The 16,637-nt window shown below is 70.6% G+C and carries 18 protein-coding genes; 10 read left to right on the plus strand and 8 right to left on the minus strand.

The window, feature by feature from the left end:
• Window positions 1-32 precede the first annotated feature (32 nt).
• On the plus strand, window positions 33-1,040 hold the full coding sequence (locus tag ABD347_RS07470; RefSeq protein WP_344358049.1) for an ArsR/SmtB family transcription factor: 1,008 nt from the start codon (window positions 33-35) through the stop codon (window positions 1,038-1,040).
• Between the two features lie 105 nt (window positions 1,041-1,145).
• On the opposite strand, the gene ABD347_RS07475 is transcribed toward ABD347_RS07470, so the two are convergent.
• Window positions 1,146-1,643 (minus strand): hypothetical protein, encoded by a 498-nt coding sequence (locus tag ABD347_RS07475; protein ID WP_344358051.1) that lies wholly within the window; start codon window positions 1,641-1,643, stop codon window positions 1,146-1,148.
• Between the two features lie 205 nt (window positions 1,644-1,848).
• Between ABD347_RS07475 and ABD347_RS07480 the strand changes: the two genes are divergently transcribed.
• On the plus strand, window positions 1,849-2,370 hold the full coding sequence (locus tag ABD347_RS07480) for an ABATE domain-containing protein (RefSeq protein WP_344358054.1): 522 nt from the start codon (window positions 1,849-1,851) through the stop codon (window positions 2,368-2,370).
• Window positions 2,371-2,613: 243 nt separating this feature from the next.
• Here the strand turns inward: ABD347_RS07480 and ABD347_RS07485 are convergent, their stop codons facing one another.
• From ABD347_RS07485 to ABD347_RS07495, 3 genes are all read right to left on the minus strand, one after another.
• Complete coding sequence (locus ABD347_RS07485; protein WP_344358056.1) at window positions 2,614-3,141, minus strand: DUF6584 family protein; 528 nt, start codon at window positions 3,139-3,141, stop codon at window positions 2,614-2,616.
• Between the two features lie 254 nt (window positions 3,142-3,395).
• A complete protein-coding gene (locus tag ABD347_RS07490; RefSeq protein ID WP_344358059.1) occupies window positions 3,396-3,671 on the minus strand; it encodes a hypothetical protein in 276 nt (91 codons plus the stop codon).
• Between the two features lie 114 nt (window positions 3,672-3,785).
• Window positions 3,786-3,932, minus strand: coding sequence for a hypothetical protein (locus ABD347_RS07495; protein WP_344358062.1), 147 nt, complete (start codon window positions 3,930-3,932; stop codon window positions 3,786-3,788).
• A gap of 429 nt (window positions 3,933-4,361) precedes the next feature.
• Between ABD347_RS07495 and ABD347_RS07500 the strand changes: the two genes are divergently transcribed.
• The gene (locus tag ABD347_RS07500) at window positions 4,362-4,967 is read left to right on the plus strand and encodes a hypothetical protein (protein ID WP_344358064.1); all 606 of its coding nucleotides are present in this window, start codon (window positions 4,362-4,364) and stop codon (window positions 4,965-4,967) included.
• 132 nt (window positions 4,968-5,099) lie between these two features.
• Here the strand turns inward: ABD347_RS07500 and ABD347_RS07505 are convergent, their stop codons facing one another.
• A complete protein-coding gene (locus ABD347_RS07505) occupies window positions 5,100-5,789 on the minus strand; it encodes an NAD(P)H oxidoreductase (RefSeq protein WP_344358067.1) in 690 nt (229 codons plus the stop codon).
• 113 nt (window positions 5,790-5,902) lie between these two features.
• Here ABD347_RS07505 and ABD347_RS07510 point away from each other — a divergent pair, with 113 nt between their 5' ends.
• The 3 genes from ABD347_RS07510 (at window position 5,903) to ABD347_RS07520 (ending at window position 8,185) form a co-directional block, all read left to right on the plus strand.
• Window positions 5,903-6,832, plus strand: a complete 930-nt coding sequence (locus ABD347_RS07510) for an AraC family transcriptional regulator (protein ID WP_425575596.1) — start codon at window positions 5,903-5,905, stop codon at window positions 6,830-6,832.
• Between the two features lie 334 nt (window positions 6,833-7,166).
• Window positions 7,167-7,409 carry a DUF6411 family protein gene (locus ABD347_RS07515; RefSeq protein WP_425575597.1) on the plus strand — a complete coding sequence of 81 codons (243 nt, stop codon included), beginning with the start codon at window positions 7,167-7,169 and terminating at the stop codon, window positions 7,407-7,409.
• Window positions 7,410-7,876: 467 nt separating this feature from the next.
• The gene (locus tag ABD347_RS07520) at window positions 7,877-8,185 is read left to right on the plus strand and encodes a DUF6207 family protein (protein ID WP_344358073.1); all 309 of its coding nucleotides are present in this window, start codon (window positions 7,877-7,879) and stop codon (window positions 8,183-8,185) included.
• Here the strand turns inward: ABD347_RS07520 and ABD347_RS07525 are convergent.
• Window positions 8,182-8,370, minus strand: coding sequence for a hypothetical protein (locus ABD347_RS07525; RefSeq protein WP_344358076.1), 189 nt, complete (start codon window positions 8,368-8,370; stop codon window positions 8,182-8,184). The two genes, ABD347_RS07520 and ABD347_RS07525, sit on opposite strands and share 4 nt — an antisense overlap.
• 904 nt (window positions 8,371-9,274) lie before the next feature.
• Here ABD347_RS07525 and ABD347_RS07530 point away from each other — a divergent pair.
• From ABD347_RS07530 to tpg, 4 genes are all read left to right on the plus strand, one after another.
• Entirely contained in the window at window positions 9,275-9,673 is a 399-nt protein-coding gene (locus ABD347_RS07530; RefSeq protein WP_344358077.1) for a hypothetical protein, read from the plus strand.
• A 473-nt stretch (window positions 9,674-10,146) separates the two neighbouring features.
• On the plus strand, window positions 10,147-10,599 hold the full coding sequence (locus ABD347_RS07535) for a hypothetical protein (protein WP_344358080.1): 453 nt from the start codon (window positions 10,147-10,149) through the stop codon (window positions 10,597-10,599).
• Window positions 10,600-11,241: 642 nt separating this feature from the next.
• A complete protein-coding gene (tap, locus tag ABD347_RS07540) occupies window positions 11,242-13,503 on the plus strand; it encodes a telomere-associated protein Tap (RefSeq protein ID WP_344358082.1) in 2,262 nt (753 codons plus the stop codon).
• Between the two features lie 12 nt (window positions 13,504-13,515).
• Window positions 13,516-14,073, plus strand: coding sequence for a telomere-protecting terminal protein Tpg (tpg, locus tag ABD347_RS07545; RefSeq protein WP_344358085.1), 558 nt, complete (start codon window positions 13,516-13,518; stop codon window positions 14,071-14,073).
• Between the two features lie 554 nt (window positions 14,074-14,627).
• Here tpg and ABD347_RS07550 read toward each other — a convergent pair.
• Both ABD347_RS07550 and ABD347_RS07555 read right to left on the minus strand, forming a co-directional pair.
• Entirely contained in the window at window positions 14,628-15,311 is a 684-nt protein-coding gene (locus ABD347_RS07550) for a response regulator (RefSeq protein ID WP_344358087.1), read from the minus strand.
• A 5-nt stretch (window positions 15,312-15,316) separates the two neighbouring features.
• Window positions 15,317-16,519, minus strand: a complete 1,203-nt coding sequence (locus ABD347_RS07555) for a sensor histidine kinase (RefSeq protein WP_344358089.1) — start codon at window positions 16,517-16,519, stop codon at window positions 15,317-15,319.
• Between the last annotated feature and the right edge of the window lie 118 nt (window positions 16,520-16,637).

Consider the following 16,637-nt stretch of genomic DNA (forward strand, 5'->3'; position numbering starts at 1 on the left):
AGGGGCGGACTTGTCACGGGGAGCGTGAGGTCGTGCTGCGTATCGGCTTCGGCACGGACGACCTGAACCGGCTGCGGGTGGCGGCGGGCGGTGACTTCATGTGGGAGGTGGTCCTCAGCCTGCAACTGCTCCAGAACCGGCACGCGGCCCTGGTCTTCGACCCATGGCGGAGGCAGGTGCGCGAGGGGCTCGCGCGAGCGGGGCTGATCCGGACGACCCGGGCACTGATGGAGGTGAGCCCGTTCGCCTCCTACTTCCCGGACTTCCTCACCCCCGGACTCGGCAGCCCCGACCCGGACACCGGACTGGACGCGGTGCTCTCCACACCCCGCAGACGCTTACGGCACGAACTCGCCCGGCTCTACCGGGACCGACCGATGCCGCCGGGCGCCCGACGGCTCGCCGAGGGAGGCAGCGAGGTGCTGCACCGGCTGGGGACGGCGGTGCGCGCTTATCACGCGGTGGCTGTGGCGCCGTACAAGACGGTCATCGACCGGGCCGTCGGCGCGGACCTGGCCAGACGCGCCGACTCGGCGCTGACGGCGGGCGCGGAGGGGCTGCTGGGCAGCTACCAGCCGGAGCTGCTGTCGTGGCGGGACGGCCGGCTCGAATGCGGCTACCCCTTCGACCGGGACCTTGAGCTGGACGGCCGCCCGCTGACCCTGATCCCGTGCTTCTTCTGCACCCGGCAGCCTGTTGCCCTCGCCGCCCGCGAACTGCCTCCCGTACTGGTGTATCCGCTTCCGCTCCCTCCGGGCTGCCTGACGGTGGCCGGGCCCGGCGGCGCACCCGGCTCGGGCCCGGGCTCTGCGGAGCATCTGTACCGGCTGCTGGGCCCCACCCGGGCCCGAGTACTGGAGCTGCTCGGCCGCCCGATGTCCACCAGCGGCATCGCCGCCGCTCTCCACCTGTCCCCAGCCAACGCCAGCCGCCATGCCGCGGTACTGCGGGAGGCGGGGCTGGTCGGTTCGTTCCGGGACGGGCACCGGGTGCTGCATCGGCGGACGGGGCTGGGGGAGGCGTTGCTGAACGGGAAGTGAGGGACGCGGGGGCGCGGGCAGGTGCGGTGGCGAGTCACGCGGGAGAGCGCCCGCCTCCGCCGAGGTGCGGCCGTGAGGCGGGCGCTGTGTGGTGCGGCGCGTGGGTCAGCAGTTCTTGATTTTCCAGATCGGGTCCCAGTTCCACCCCGAGGGGGCTGTGCTGCGCGCGATCGAGGTGTGGACGGCTGTGCCGCTCGAGTTGTAGAACCTGGCCACCGTGCCGTCGGTCTGGTAGTTGTAGAAGCCACCGCGGCCGCCCCAGTAGGACAGCGAGTAGGTGTTGCAGTAGTACAGGTCGAACACCTTGTACGTGCTGCGGGTCGGATCCCACACGCGGGCGCACAACCGTCCGGTCGGGCAGCTGTAGGTGGTGCCGGATATGTACCTGACGCGTTCGGCGGCCGGCGAGATCCCCGGCGAGTTCGCCAGCACACCCGCCTCCGCGTGCGCGCCCACCTGCTGCTCAGTGGAACCGACTGCCCGGGGAGCCGGGTCTGCCGCCTGCGCCGGCGCCGCGCCCAGCAGCGTGGTGAGCATCAGACCCGCCCCCGCGACGAGTCCCGCCGGCTTTCGAGTTCTCAGATGTGTCCTAGGTGACTGCATCGTGCTGTCCTCCGTGTCCCGTTTCCGTCCTGGTTCCGCTCTGCGAAGCGAAGGGTCATCCGCTCGCGCCCCATGGTGGGACGGTTCGCGCCGGGCGGACGGAACATTCGACGGATACGCAATCAAGGCGGCGGACACGTGGCGGACCCGAGGTCGTCGAGGACGGTGTGTTCCGGTTTCCGACCCGTTGTCGGGGCTCCGCGAGATGCCGTGGATCGGGGCGCATCCGGTGCTGGACCTCGGCAACACCGTTGTGTTCGGCGCCGGACCCGCCCGAGGGGACGTCGACCCGCCGGCCGATCCTGAGCCGCGGGCGTCCTGGCGCGGCCACGCCGCCGACCGGGCACTGGCGGACCTGTCTCTGGAGGAACTGACGGAACTGCGAGATCCGGTCAGGGCCGTACTGGACGCGGCTGCGCGACAGACGCCCCTGCCCGAGGCCGCGCGGAGACGGCTCAACGACCTCGCCGCTTGGCGCCCCTGCCACCTTCCAAGTGGGGGAGAACGGCCGGCTCGTGGAGAGGGAGGCAGCGGTCCAGCCGCCGGCGCGACGACCCGGCAGGCCCTCGTCCTGGCCGCCGGTCCGGAGCGGAGCACGCTGCGGCGCTGTCCCGCGCCCGGCTGCGGCATGTTCTTCCTGCCGCGCCGTCGTGATCAGACATGGTGCTCGACCAGCTGCGGCGACAGGGCTTCGCCAGCCCGGCGCCAGCACCCGCGCACGGACTGACGAGGGAACTCTTGGGCGACGGTGCGGTCCTGCGTACCTGCAAGGACACCAGCTGGACGGACAGGTGAGGGCTCGACCGGGCGGGCGGGGCTGTTCAGGACGGCCCGGGAGTGGTCATCACACCACACCCCGCGAGATCTTTCTCGCGTCACCGGGTGTCCCGTGCACTGCGGCGCTGGATGGTCTCACCGGACCTTGAGCGCCGGGGTGGCGGCCGCTCCTCACAGGCTCCGGCGGTCTGAGTCAGTCGAAGAGGGAAACGAGTCCGTACACCCAGACCGCGAGGAACACAAGGGCCGCCGCCAGGCAGCCGACGCCCGCCAGCACATCGCTGACCGTCCACGGCTCGGAGGGCGCCACGCCCTCCCCTTCCGGCTCGTCCCGGTAGGAGGCGGGGTCGTCCCAGTCGACGGGGTGCCCCAACTCCTCGGCGCAGGCGGTCCGCACCGCGACCAGCTGCGCCTCCGCGAAGGCGGTGGCGGCCTTCGCCTCGGGGCCGTGCCAGGCGAGGGCCCTCATCCGCCACCCGAAAGACCCGTACCGCGCCTCGAAGGCGGCGGTCTCGTCGGCGTTCCGGTCCTCTTCGAGGTACATCCAGCGTCCCGCCTCGGCGGCGTCGCCGTACAGCCGGTACACCTCGGCCAGACGACGGCGGAGCGTCAGATCGTGCGGAAAGGACGAGACGAGACCGCGCAGCCTCTGGCGCGCGACGGGAACCCGGCCGGCGGCCAGGTCGGCATCGACTCGGGCAAGGGTTTCTGTCGGGGGCATGAACACATGATCGGGTACCGCGCTGACCTACGTCGACCTGGTTTCATGCCCTCCGACGAGCCGCGCCGGGGGACGCGTTCGCCCGGTGGCGGACGGTTCGCCTGGCGGTGGACGGTTCGCCTGGCGGTGGACGGCCTCGGTCCGCTCCCGCCGTCGTCCGTACGCGGCCGCTGGAGAGCCGCGACGGGGAGTGCTGGACACCCGGCGCCCGCCCGGAGCCCGCTGTGCGTGGGCTCCGGCCGCCCCTTCTCCGGTCAGGTCATGGTGCTCTCCCCCACGTTCTCCATCCGCGCGTAGAGGACCACCTCGTTCACCTCCAGGTTGTTGATCAGTCGTAGGCAGGCAACGATGCCGTGGCCGACGAATTCGTCGGCGACCTCGCCGTACTCGACCTGGAACAGCGTGTTCGGAGCCTGTTCGTCGTGCGCGGCGCCACGAGGGTCGCGCCATGTGCCGCCGGCGCCGATCTCGGTGGCGGTACGCAGCACGGAGGCAATCGCGTGGGCCTTGTGCCTCGGCATGGTCAGCATGGGCAACTCCCGTTCGGCGCGCTCCAGTCGGACGCGAGGGTTTCGTCACCGAACAACAGGGCGTAGAGGAGGTCCTTCGCCTCAGTCAGCAGCGCCTCGCCTTCCGGTGAGCTGTCAGCGGTGTGCCGGGCCGAGCGTCCTGGCGCCTTTCTCGGGTGGGTCCAGGACCAAGCCGCGGTCGACCAGGACGTCCCGGTCGAGCGCGCGGTACTCCTCGACGTAGCGCCGCAGGACATCCGGATCGAGCGCCAGGGCACACACGCGACCGGCCCGTGCCCCTCGATCCTCCTGCGTATCCTCCGCGGGCGCACAGGCGCCCGCGGGCGCTCAGGCGCCGTTGGACATTGCCGGATCGCCCCCACGCCGGGGACGACGAGCCGGGCGACGGCAGCAGTCACGCGACCGACCCGCCGGGCGCCGCCCAGTGGCCGGTCGTGAGCGGCGAGGACCACGAAGCCCGGTCGCGCCATGACTGTGAGGATGTGGAGGCGCCGCCCCGGGTGGTGGTCTCGCCCGCGACACGACGTGCCCCGGTTCCGGCCACCGCGGCGCCGGGTCGGCCATGGTCCGCGTCTTGCACGTTTGCCCGGGGAGCGCGGTGGAAGAGTTGACCCCGACGACCGGCCGACCGAGTCGCCGGCGGGGACGGCCGATTCCCCTCGACGCCCCGAACAGAACAGGAGCCCGCCGTTGCGCCTCTACGCCCAGACTCCCGCACGCCGGAACCGCCAGGTGCTCGTGGACCTGATCGCCGTGACCCTGATCGCCCTCACGGTGTGGGCGGCACTCTTCGTCCGCGACACGATCATGCTGCTGGCCGAGCCCGGGCGGAAGGTCGAGAGCTCCGGAGACGGCCTCGCCGAGGAACTCGGCAACGCCGGGGACGCGGCTTCGGACGTACCGCTCATCGGCGACGTCCTGAAGAAGCCGCTCCAGTCCGCAGCCGACGCCAGCACCGGGTTCGCGGACGCCGGCGCATCGTTGCAGGAGACCGTCACTCAGGTCGCCGACGTGACGACCACGGCCATCATCGTCGTGCTCGTGCTCCTCATCCTGGTTCTGTGGCTCCCTCCGCGCCTCCTCTGGATTCGCCGGAGCGTGACCGTCCGCCGTCTCGCCGACGCGCCGGGCGGCGCCGACCTGCTCGCCCTGCGCGCCCTCACCGGCCCCCCGGCCGCCCTCGTCAAGCTGCCCACCCCGCCCGGCGGGTTCGCCGACGCCTGGCGCCGGGGCGACCAGGAGGTCATCGCCGCCCTCAGCGCGGTGACCCTCGCACACACCGGCCTGCGCCCCTGACACACACCGCCCACGGCGAGGGGTCAGCCGTCGGACGGATAACGGATACAGGCCGGGGGACCGGAGGTGTGTACGGGGGCCGCCGGGCTGCCTGCCGGTCAGGCCCCCACAAGTCCGCCGGGCCCCTGCCGGTCAGCAACCCACAAGTTCCTCGGCGACGAACCTTTCCACGAACTCCCGTGCACGGCGGTCGAGATCGGCGTACTGCGCCTCTCGCTCGGCGCCCGTGACGGCTGCGCCGACCAGGAGGTTGCCTTCGGCGTCGACGCGCTGCGGGCGCTCCTCCGCGTCGGTGAGCAGGCCGACGGTGGAATGGGAGAAGCCGCAGTAATAGGCGATGCCTTCGCTCAGATTGGTCTCCAGGACGGTGCGCATCCCCTCCACGACGGGATCGTCGGCAGTGGCGCCGGCCAAGGCAAGCCACAGCATGCGCTTGCCGGCGAGGCGGGGCTTGCTACGGCCGTAGGCGAAGCCGTAGTTCCATACGCGGTCGATCCAGCCCTTGAGGATGGCCGGCACGCTCTGCCAGTACACCGGGAAGACGGCGACCACGACATCGGCGTCGAGGACGCGCCGCATATGGGCGTGGGCTTCGTCCGAGTACACCTTCTCCCTGTTGCCCCAGTCCGGCTGGTCCGACGTGTTCATCCGCGGGTCGAACCCCTCGGCGTGCAGGTCGAGCAGGTCGATGTGGTATCCGGCGGCTTCGAGCCGGTCGGCGGCACGGCGGGCCGTGTGCGCGGTGAGGGAATCGGTGCGGTGGTGTGCGACGACCACAAGGGCTGTCCTGGCATGGCTGGCATGGCTGTCGTGCTGCGTCACGGTGTCTCCCGGCTGGTCTCGGTCGATTCGATGAACCCAGTACAGCCGCGGTGATGTAGATGATCCATAGGAGAAAAGCTCCGGAACATAGGAGATCGTCTACGATGCGTTCCGTGGATCCTCTGAGTTCCCTGCTGAGTGGCATCCGGGCCGAGGGCTCGGTCGTCTGCCACGCCGTACTGGCGGCGCCCTGGACCATCCGCTTCGCCGACGACGCACCGCTCACCATGATCAGCGTGCTGCGCGGCGGGGGGACCCTGCTGCTGCCCGACGGCACCGAGCGAGCGGTCGGCGTGGGCGATACGGCCATCGTTCGCGGCCCCGCACCGTTCCATCTCGCGGACCGTCCCGCCACTGTCCACGGCTCCCATGCCGCGTACGAGATCGCCTGCTTCGCCAGGGACGCCGAGCGCACCGCCCAGGAACTCGGCGGTATCCACTGGGGCACCGACTCGGAGGAGGTGACCGCGCTGATCGTGGGCGCCTACCGCGCCTCGGGCCACCGCCACGAGCGGCTTCTGCGTGCCCTGCCGCCCGTCCTGGTGATCAAGGAGGACGTCGAGGTCTGTGCCTGGCTGGAGACGGCCGCCGCCGACGCCGCCCAACTCTCCGCCGGCTCGCAGGCCCTGATGGACCGGCTCCTCGACTGGGCCCTGGTGTGTACGCTGCGCAACTGGTTCGACCAGGCCGGCGCCGACGCGCCCAGCTGGTACCGGGGCCTGGCCGACCCAGTCCTCGCCCCCGCCCTGCAGGCCTTCCACGACCGGCCCGCCGGGGCCTGGACGGTGGCGTCGCTGGCCGCACGAGCCGGCGTCTCCCGGGCGCTGTTCGCCAAGCGCTTCACCAAGCTGATGGGCCGCCCGCCCCTCGCCTACCTCACGGAATGCCGCATGGACGAGGCCGAGGCGCTGCTGACCGACACCGACCTCAGCATCGCCCAGATCGGAAGGTCCGTCGGTTATGCCGACGCTTTCGGCTTCAGTGCCGCGTTCAAACGCCACAAGGGCCTGAGTCCCAGTACGTTTCGCGCCGCGGCGGCCTGAGTTCCGGTACGGCGACCAGGTCGTTCCGCCGCAGGCGGGTCGTCGTCCCCTCGGGGCGCTGCCACTGGGCCTGTCCGGTACCCGCGGCGTCGCTGCCTGCGGGCACCGTGCGGCCCGTACTACTGCACAGCTAAGCGACTGATCGTGCCGTTGGGCTCCCTCGGCGCGGCCGGGGACGTTGTGGCTGCCGTCCGTGGCTTTGCTGCCGCCGACCGCGCCGTCGGGCGTGCCGCTGTAGGCCGCCGTGCTCGTGAAGGCCCGAGTGCGACGCGGTGCTCTTCGCCGTACGGGGTAAGCGGCCTGCACATCGCCCGCTTACCTGGAGGTACAGATCATGGTCGTAGGGATAGTTGCCGCGGTTTGCGTTCTGCTGCTCGTTCTGGGGTTCCTCTTGCCGAGGCTCTCCCACGGTCCCCAGAAGGGGACGCAGAGGTCTCTGGGACTCGGAGCACGAGGGGCCAACAAGGCTCCAGGAGCCCTCGGCCGATGGCTGAGCAAGCCGTTCCACAGCAGTAACCGCGCTGTCGGGCGCAGTGCTCGTGTCGGGCGCAAGGGCCGTTCACGGCTGCCGTTCTGACCTTACGCACTATCACCCACGCAGTTCGCGCAAAGACCCCGGCCACGAGGGAGAGGGGGTGCGGAACGTGACTCGGAGGGCCTGCTGCGGGCAGGTACGGGCGCTTGGCCGGTTCCTCGGCACACCCGCACCATCGGTCGGACGAGCGAAAGGTCACGGGCTTGTCGCCCGAGAAAACAACGCGCAGGTGCCTGCCCGCCACGGCAGCGCAAAGCCCGACGCCACCCCGGTACACCTGCTCGACGACAGCGCGGTGACCGGACGATGATCCGCATCGCGACATCGGACGAGCTGCCCGGGCGTCCGAGGGGCGGCGTCGGTGAACTCTCGCACGGCGTCGATGTCGTCGGCCTGGACGGCCCGGTGGTGGCTGTATCGCGCTGATCGCCGCGTTGGGGTCAGTGTGGTGGCGTCGGGCGGGGGAGAGGTCGGGTCGGGCGCGATGCCGACGTGCGGGGCGGTGCCCAGTGGACGCAGGCGACGCGGGCGACGACACCGCCCCCGCCTTCCAGACGGCGCTCGCCGAGCACCGGGCAACCGCGTCAGCCGACCGGACGACGAGAACTCCGGTTGAGCCGGGCAAGCCACTGCGCTGCTGTCCGCGGCTGCGCCAGGAACTCACCCGATGTCGTCGGCGTGGCCACTGCCCGACGGAATTCATGACGATTCATGACGAGCGGCTGCTGCTGCCGGCTCGCCGAACAGCAGCACGTGCCGGACGTTGCTGCTCGACCAACATGCCGGGATGGGCGTGCTGGTCGAGCAGCCGGGCTTAGGCGGCCTGGTCCCAGCCGTTCTGATCGTCGTCCCCGTCGGGCGGGCACTGCGCGGTCTTCTCGCGGGCGCGCAGGACGGCCCAGGTGAGAACGGAGGCACAGGTGAGGTACCAGGGCAGCGGCCAGATGGTGCCCCACCACGGTGCCCGCGGAGCGAGAACGAGGTCGAGGGCGGCCGTGGTCATACCGGCGGCCAAGCTCCAGCACAGCAGGCGCCCGGCCCACTGGACGGCGAGAGTGAGCCGGCACGGACTTAAGCGGTGTCGGTGGGTGGCGCTGGAGCAGGGCATGCGTCTGCCCAGTGTGTTCATCCGGGAAAGGCCTTCACAGCAGGGGCGGTTGCCGCGGGCTGGGGGACCACGCATGCGGGACGTCGCAAGTGTGCATTCCGTGAAGCCGGGCACGCAGTCGCGTCAGGTGATCACCACAACCTCTGAGACAACTTCTCCCCTCAACTGTTTCCCGCGCTCACCGGCAAGAACGACCAGTGAGCGCCGCCCGGCAGTGTGTTTGACAGGGTGATATCTGACCGAAAGGGACCGCTCACTGACCGCAGGTGCCCGCGAACCGCACGAGTTCAAAGGATTTCAGTCAATGTGAGGCCCGAAGCGAACGGCGGAAGTATCGATTCCGCCCCTTTTGCATCGTGGCTCACGTGGGAGCATCCTGGTTTGTCCCATTGAAGCGGAGGGGCTGATTCCGGCATGCATGCGTTCGAATATTGAGGGCACGGAGTCGCGAGTGGTCAACTGCTTGTGGGAGCTTGTGGGCGCTGTTGGCGCGAAATCCAGGGCTGCTCGCACCAGCGACTCGTTGGACGGGCGGTGCGCTCCTTGTCAGAGGCGGCTGGCAGCATCACCGCCATGAACGTCATCCGCGCCACCCCTCCGCGGCCGCTCGACGTCGCCGCCTTCCCTCAACTGTGCCCGTTGGCGCGCCCGGCGCTTCGGCTGCATCCCCGCCCCGGTTCTCCGTCGCCGTACGACAGCTCGGTCGGCGGGCCGCTGCTGTGACCCGCTCGGCAGCCTTGGCCGTACTGCGACAAGTGGCACGAGGGAGCAAGTCACCGAGAACCCACACTTTCTGGAGTTGAGCAAGGACCTGCGGCAGCAGCTGGCGGACTGGCGCCTGTGGCAGGCGGACGGCGCTGTGGTGGACGCTTCCTATGAGGTCGCGCCGGAGGAGTTCTACATGGACGAGCTGTCCGTCGCCCCAGGCTGGAAGGTCGGTGGCTGGCCCTCCTGGGGCCTCACTGATCCCGTCGCCCGGTTCTGCGTCGCCTGTGGCGCCGAGATGAGCCCGCTGCTGACCATCGCATCAAGCGAATGGAACGCCGGCAGCGGTTGGATCCCCTACGAGGACCAAGCCCTCGCCGCGCTCGACGCCGTCGGCGTGGCGAACCCGCCGGGGGTCCAAGTCTCCAGGGGCAACCATCTACAGCTGTACGTCTGCGCGAAGTTCCATTCACATACCGACCTGATCCAGTAAGGAGATGAACTGGTCCCGGTCCAAGGGCCGGGCGGTCGGCGGGGGACCCTTGGTTCGGTGCCGTCGATCATGCCGGTCGCCGGCGCCGAGGTGGCCAATGACTTCAACCAGCCTTCGGAGCCGGTCGCGTGAGGGCTGTTCACCAGCTCGGCGCGCCATCAGTGATGCCGAGGGAGACCGGGGCGGGGGTGAGGTGCCTGGGCCCGCTCGCCGAGCGCGCTCACGGCTTCCACGGCGCGTCACCGTGGCCACTGCGGCAAGAGGAGGGCTTCAGGGTTCGACCCGAAGGCCTTGCAGATCGCCCAGCTCGGTGATGAGCGGTCGGGCGAGGTGGGGCCACATCCGCTTTCTCCAGCGAATCGAACATGGTCGTCGTCACGCCACCGTCGGCGTCCGAGCATGAGAGCTGCCGCCCGAGTCGGGTTACGGGTTCGCGAGACGGATAAGGAATGTGCGGAGTGATGAGACAAAGCATGGCGGACGTCGCGCTGGATGCCCTTCGGGCCGGCGCCTCCCAGCTGGAGCCCGGATGCCGACGCAACCTCCTCCCGTCACTCCCAAGGGGACGACCTGTCGTCGTCGATGTCTGGATCGACGGTTCCCTCGGGTTCGCCCTGGTCGTCCACCGCCGTGGTGACGGCCTTGTGGCTGAGGAGCTCTACTACTCCCTACAGAACGACAATGGCGATTGGATGAGCTGCGAGCACGTCACCGGAGCCTTCTTGGGGCTCGCCTCCCAGATGCCTACGGTGCCCAGGAGCTCGCCAGGCGGTTCGCCCCTTGCGGCGGTGTCCGAGTCCGAGGCTCTCCTCTATACGGGCCGTAGCGAGGCCGAAGACGGGTACGAACCTGTACGCGCGCTGACAGTTCTCATCGGCGAAGAACTGATCGCATCGCGATCGAGGACAATGCGCAAGGGGTTCTGACGCCAGGCGGACAGGCCGGCATGGACGTGAGATCACCCCTCATCCTGCTCGTGCTGCTCCCCGGACGACAACTGCGCGTGTCTGCCCTGCGCGTCGAAGGATCCTCCTGCGCGGTGATCGGTGCCCCCATGGAGGCTGTGCCGTCCGACAATTGAGCCTTCGTCGGATCGCCCCGGATCGGCGGGGTGGCGCTGCCGCTCGGCCGCCGACAGCTGCGTAGCGGCGGCCACGCCGAACGAGGACTGCGAGCTCATCCGCGTCCAGCCGCGAGTCCTGTCGGCGCCGCGTGTCGGGCGCACCCATACGCCGACGGTGGAAGACATCGTCGGTCAGGAGCTCGGCGTCCGGGAGTGCGCTGACTGGTAGAGGTCGGTACAGATCCGTACCGCGCTGCCTCGCCGGTCGAGCGCCGCCTGAACGGCACTCCTGGTGAACGCGGGAACGATCACCGGCTCCAGCGCCTGGCATCTCTCCGCCCAGGGCAACGCACCCAGAACGTCGCTCCGCCTCGTCAGTGCTCCGGGCGTCTATCTTGCAGTTCAAGATCACCACGCAGCGGTACGGAAACCGTACGGAGTTTGTACGCAATGAGTACGCGCTCTGTACGGTTTATGGGGTAAGGTGCCGGTCAGGAGGCGTTCTATGTCCGAGTTGTTCGACGCGGTCGACGCGCTGGTCGCGTCCCGCTCTCCGCTGCCGTCGGTGGAGGAGCGCAGGCGGCTGCGCCAGGCGCACGGTCTGACGCTGGATGAAGTCGCCACCGCGCTGAAGGTGCGCCGGGCCACGGTGTCCGGCTGGGAGTCGGTCAAGAAGCCGACTGAGCCCCGTGGCCCGGAGCGTGAGGCGTACGCGCGGCTGCTGGAGAAGCTCGCCGAGCTCTATCCCGCTGCCTCGGTGACGGAGGAGCCGGCCGCCCCGGCGGCGTCGGCCGCCTCCACCGTCACGCCCGCCCCGCCGGAAGCGGGGACTCCGTCCACAGAGCAGGGCCCCGAGGCTGCGACCATGACCGCGACCGAGAACGCTCAGCCCCCCGCCACTGCTCCCCCCGCCACTGCTCCGGCATCCGCGCCGCGTCCGGTGCGCACCAGCAGGCCGTCGCCGATGTCGCGCCGGCCGGGCACGAAGAAGGGGGCCCCGGCCGGAACCCCGGTCGGCACCCCGGCAGGCGGTACCGACCCGCGGTTCGAGAACGGCCCGCTGACGGTCGTCGACGTCGACGCCGACGGGCAGGTGCTGGCGTACTGCACCGGAGGCCTGGTCCTGGACGTGCCCGCCAAGTCGATCCCCGCCCTGGTGGAGTGGACGTTGCGCGAGGCGAGGCTCGGCCAGCCGAAGCTGTCCGGGCCGGGCAAGGACGCCGACCCGTTGCTCGTGCTGACCGAGGCCGCGCTGGAGCGCTACGGCCTGCCCACCACCCTTACCGACGAGGAGAAGCTCGCCGGACGGATCCCCGAAGGGCACAAGGTCATCAAGCAACTGGTCCGCGCCGACTGGAAGCTGACCAAACGCGGCTTCGGGCCGTGGGCGCGGATCTACCGCCCCGCCACCGGTTCGGAGCGGGCCTGCGTCCAGCTGTGCATCCCGTCGTGGAACGCGCTGGACACCCGGCACTGGGGCGAGGCCGCACAGCTCCCGCCGGCCGAACTCGCCCGCGTCCTGGGCGTGTACGCCTCCCGGGTGATGACGCCGCGCGGCTCGACCGCAGTGACCGGCCTGGAGCTGATGACCGCGCTGCACCCGCCGACCCGCGCCACCGCGCCCGACGCGGCGGGGAAGCGGCACTCCGAGCACAACCCCGGCTCCCTCGGGAAGGACCCGGTCGACTGCGCGCCGTGCGAGGCCCCCGACGGGCACCCACTCCTCAAGGACCTGCCGCGCTTCCACGTGCGAGGCCCGGCGGAAAAGCTGTTCGAGGAGGCGTACGACTGGGCGCGGCCGATGACCGATGCCGAGTGCACCCTGCGGCACCTGGTCGGCATCGACGTCAACATGGCCTTCGCCGCCGGTGCCAACGGCCTGGTCGTCGGTCTCGGAGCGCCGACGCACGTCAAGGCACCGCTGTTCGATGCGAAGCTCCCCGGCTCGTGGCTGGTCGACCTCAGTCATGTGAACCTGTCGCGGGTGAAGGCCGGCAAGGAGTGGGTGGAGCTGGACGGCTCGCTGCTGCCCAGCCCGTTCACTCCGAAGGGCGAGCACCCCGAGGGCCCGGCCTGGTACGCGACGCCGACCGTCGCCTACGCGGTGGAACTCGGCTACGAGGTGCGCCCGCTGGAGGCGTACGTCCGCTACGACAACGGCCGCTACCTGGACGGCTGGTACCAGCGGCTCCGTGACGCCTACCTCGCCACCATGGCCGACCTCGGCGTCGGCGCCGACCTCGCGCCGGCCGACTTCCTCGCCGCGATGGACGGCTACCAGAGCCGCGACCCGGAGCTGGGACTCGTCGTCTCGGCGATCAAGGCGACGGTCAAGGGCGGCCTGGGCAAGCTGCGTGAACGCCCCCGGGGCGAGGGCTGGAGGCCCGGCGAGCCGTGGCGCGCCCTGTCCCGCCCGACGTGGCGGCCGGACATCCGCGCGGCGGTCATCTCCCGCACCCGCATCAACCTGCACCGGAAGATCGTCAGGCACGCGGCGTTCACCGGGCAGTACCCGGTCGCGATCCTGTCCGACTGCGTCGTCTACGCGGCCGGCGGCACGTCGCCGCTGGACTTCCTGCCGTACCGGGACGGCAAGCCGCTGCCCGGCGGTTTCAAGCTCGGCATCAACCCCGGGCTGGTCAAGCACGAAGGCACCCAGACCGTCCTGTGGGGCGAGGAGGTCCGCGAGCGGTTCAACGCCCCGGAGCTCAACCTCGCCCGCTACATCAAGGACGGCACCGTCACCGGCGTCGACGACGGAGAGTAGGAGTAGGCGACGATGAGCCTGTTCGGGGACGGCCTGGAGGCCGCGGTGCAGAAGGCGTTCACCCGCCCGGCGCCCAAGAGCGCCGGCGCGCAGATGCGGTACCTGGTCAAGCAGATGAAGGGCACCAAGGCGGTCGCACAAATGCTGCGGATCTCCCAGCGCACCGTCGAACGGTACGTGAAGGACCAGATCAAAAAGCCCCGCCCGGACCTCGCCGCACGCCTGGAACGCGAGGTGAAGGCCCGCTGGCAGCCGCAGATCCGGGCCAGGGCCCGGCAGAAGGCGGCGACCACCGGCGGCATCGTCATCGACACCCGCGCCCGCATGGGCTACACCGCCCCGATCGGCTCGACGGACCAGGACCGCATCCGGCACCTGACCGTCGCCCTGCCTCCGCAGTACGCCGCCCGGCTCTTCGACGCGCAGGCAGCCGGCGCCGGCGACCAGCAGCTCCAGGAGATCGCCGCCGAAGGGCTCAAGGAGGTGTACTTCCAGGACGGCGGCCGCCGCGCCGGCTCCCTGGAGGAGGTCCGGTTCACCGACATCGAGCACCTGGAGTTCGACCTGTAGAGCTGCGTCCCGGACAGCGCGCGAGCCTCCGGTTGTGGCCGGGCAGCCGGTTCGCCGAGGCAGTGCAAGCCGTACGTACGCAGCCTGCCCCCGGTCACCGGACCGACGCCGGAGAGCGCCGAGACCGAGCGTGGCCGAAGCCACCGCTCGATGGCTCCTGCTTCGATCGCCGTGGTCATGCCGGGCGGCGTGGACCAGCCGCCATCGTTGGCAGCATCCGGTTCGGGACAACAGGCGCCGTCGTCCGCACACCGTGCGGGGCCGGACGGCTGCCCAGGAAGGGCCGGTGCTCCGCCGTGTCCGCGGCGCCTCGCCCGGTGCCGGCACTCACCGTCCCGCCCGCAGGGCCCGCCGCCGTGCCACCGCCTGGCCGACCGCCGCGCTGCGTCGGGACCCGCCGCCATTCTCCGCCAAGCCGCGCGTACTGATGAGGGATGCCGTGAGAAGCGGACTGGTGTCCTCATGAGTCAGGAACGAGTGGGTGCGGTGCGGTCAGGCGGCGGGCCATGTCCGCTGCGGAGCCCCAGCAGACCGGGGGAGGAGGAAGAGGCCGCTCAGCCGGCCCGGCCTCCCACCCGTGCCAGCCCCAACTCGTAAGCCGCGATCACGGCCTGCGCCCGGTCCCGCAACTCCAGCTTCGTGAAGAGCCGGTTGATATGGGTCTTCACGGTGTGATCCGTGATCGTGAGACGGCTCGCGATCTCCGCATTGGACAGCCCCCGAGCGATCAGGGTGAGCACCTCCGCCTCGCGCGCCGTGAGCTCTCCGACGGAGTGAACCGGCAGCCGCGATGTGCGCGCATGCACGAACTCGCCGATCACCCGCTTGGTTATCTCCGGTGAGAGCAGTGCGTTCCCGGCCGCTACCACTCGCACCGCGTGCAGCAGTTCGGGAAAGGTGGCGTCCTTGAGGAGGAAGCCGCTCGCCCCGGCCGCGAGCGCGTCGTACACGTACTCGTCGAGGCCGAAGGTCGTCAGGATCAGGACCTTGGTCGTGCTCTCGGACCCGGCCAGAATCTCGCGGGCCGCCTCGATGCCATTCTTGTGCGGCATCCTGATGTCGAGGAGCACGAGGTCGGGACGGGTCTCGGCGGCGATGCGTACAGCCTGCACCCCGTCCCCGGCCTCGCCCACGACCTCGATGTCCTCCTGCGTGTTGAGGAGGTTGACAAAGCCGGTGCGGACGACCGCCTGATCGTCGGCGACCAGTGCCCTGATCACACCCGTCTCCTTCTCCATGCCGATCACCTGGTCCCCCAGGGAAGCTCCGCCTCCACCAGGAAACCTCCGTCCGGGCCCGCTCCCGCGCTGAGCCGGCCGCCGACCAGGGCCGCCCGCTCCCGCATCCCGGTCAGGCCGTGGCCCGCGCCCGAGCCTGGACCGCAAACCGGGCCGGGGCCGTCGTCGCGGATGCGCAGCGTGAGCAACTGGTCGGCGCCGTAGTCGATCTCCACAACGGTACGGGCACCGGGCGCGTGCTTACGCGCGTTGGTCAGCGCCTCCTGGGTGATGCGGTAGGCGGACAGCTCCCACGCGGCGGGCAGCGGCACTCGCTCCCCGGTGACCCGCAGCTCGGCCTCGCCGCCCACCCTCCGGTGCTGCTCGACCAGTTCGGCGAGATGGTCGAGGGTCGGCTGCGGGGCGGTGAGGGCCGTGTCCTCCTGCCTCTGGGGGGCACGCAGGACACCGAGGAGGCGGCGGAGTTCGGCCATCGAGGAGCGGGCGGTGCCGGCGATCTGCTGGAAGCCGTCGCGGGCCTCGGGGGTGAGCCCGGGGGTGGTGTATGTGGCGCTCTCGGCCTGCACGGCGATCATCGACACCGAGTGCGAGACGATGTCGTGCAGCTCACGGGCGATGGCCGCCCGTTCGGCCTCGGCGGCCTGCTGCCGCTCCATGGCGATCAACTGGGCCTGGGCCAGGTTCCGTTCGTTGCGGGTCTCCTCCCGGGAACGTACCGCGTCCCCCATCATCACGGCCCCGAACATGACCACGGTCAGCAGGAACGCCTCGGCGAACAGGCTGAGCGAGCCCTTCTCCCAGAGAGCGGGCACCGGCAGATCCATCCGCGACCACGTGTTGATGTGCACCAGGTTCACGCACAGCGCCCCGAGCGCGGCGCCCGCCACGGTCACCGCGGGGTGCAGTACCCGGTTGCGGCCCAGGGTGTAGCAGCCGATCAGCCCGCTCGCCATGGTCGAGACATACAGGTTGACGTCCCCGGCGAACCCGAGCAGCCCCGCGGCGACTGTGAGCACCGCGGCGGGCGGGAACGACCGCCGCCACATCAACGAGGCGGAGGAGACGAGGACCCCGGTCGTGGTGGTGACGGATCCGGGGAAGGCGAGCAGCTCGGCCACGGCACCGGCGGTCAGGGCACCACCGGTGACCCAGGGGTAGGCGGGAGCGGCGATCCAGGCGCGGAGCCGCTGATGAAGGGACGTACTCATGCGTCCATGGTCCGTGTTGGCGGGGGTGCGCGCGTCACCGCACGGGTTGAGCCTGCGGCCCGGTGTCATGCCACGGGTTGAGCCCCGGGTCCGGAGTCTCGGTTGACGCCGTGCGACC

It is taken from the genome of Streptomyces gobitricini (assembly GCF_039532985.1).
Classification (GTDB): domain Bacteria; phylum Actinomycetota; class Actinomycetes; order Streptomycetales; family Streptomycetaceae; genus Streptomyces; species Streptomyces gobitricini.

What these genes read in the sequence shown, in the direction of transcription:
- ABD347_RS07475 (WP_344358051.1), bottom strand. Translation starts at nt 1,643, where the DNA reads ATGCAGTCACCTAGGACACATCTGAGAACTCGAAAGCCGGCGGGACTC.
- ABD347_RS07480 (WP_344358054.1), top strand. Translation starts at nt 1,849, where the DNA reads ATGCCGTGGATCGGGGCGCATCCGGTGCTGGACCTCGGCAACACCGTT.
- ABD347_RS07485 (WP_344358056.1), bottom strand. Translation starts at nt 3,141, where the DNA reads ATGCCCCCGACAGAAACCCTTGCCCGAGTCGATGCCGACCTGGCCGCC.
- ABD347_RS07490 (WP_344358059.1), bottom strand. Translation starts at nt 3,671, where the DNA reads ATGCTGACCATGCCGAGGCACAAGGCCCACGCGATTGCCTCCGTGCTG.
- ABD347_RS07515 (WP_425575597.1), top strand. Translation starts at nt 7,167, where the DNA reads ATGGTCGTAGGGATAGTTGCCGCGGTTTGCGTTCTGCTGCTCGTTCTG.
- ABD347_RS07525 (WP_344358076.1), bottom strand. Translation starts at nt 8,370, where the DNA reads ATGACCACGGCCGCCCTCGACCTCGTTCTCGCTCCGCGGGCACCGTGG.
- ABD347_RS07535 (WP_344358080.1), top strand. Translation starts at nt 10,147, where the DNA reads ATGGCGGACGTCGCGCTGGATGCCCTTCGGGCCGGCGCCTCCCAGCTG.
- tap (WP_344358082.1), top strand. Translation starts at nt 11,242, where the DNA reads ATGTCCGAGTTGTTCGACGCGGTCGACGCGCTGGTCGCGTCCCGCTCT.
- tpg (WP_344358085.1), top strand. Translation starts at nt 13,516, where the DNA reads ATGAGCCTGTTCGGGGACGGCCTGGAGGCCGCGGTGCAGAAGGCGTTC.
- ABD347_RS07550 (WP_344358087.1), bottom strand. Translation starts at nt 15,311, where the DNA reads ATGGAGAAGGAGACGGGTGTGATCAGGGCACTGGTCGCCGACGATCAG.
- ABD347_RS07555 (WP_344358089.1), bottom strand. Translation starts at nt 16,519, where the DNA reads ATGAGTACGTCCCTTCATCAGCGGCTCCGCGCCTGGATCGCCGCTCCC.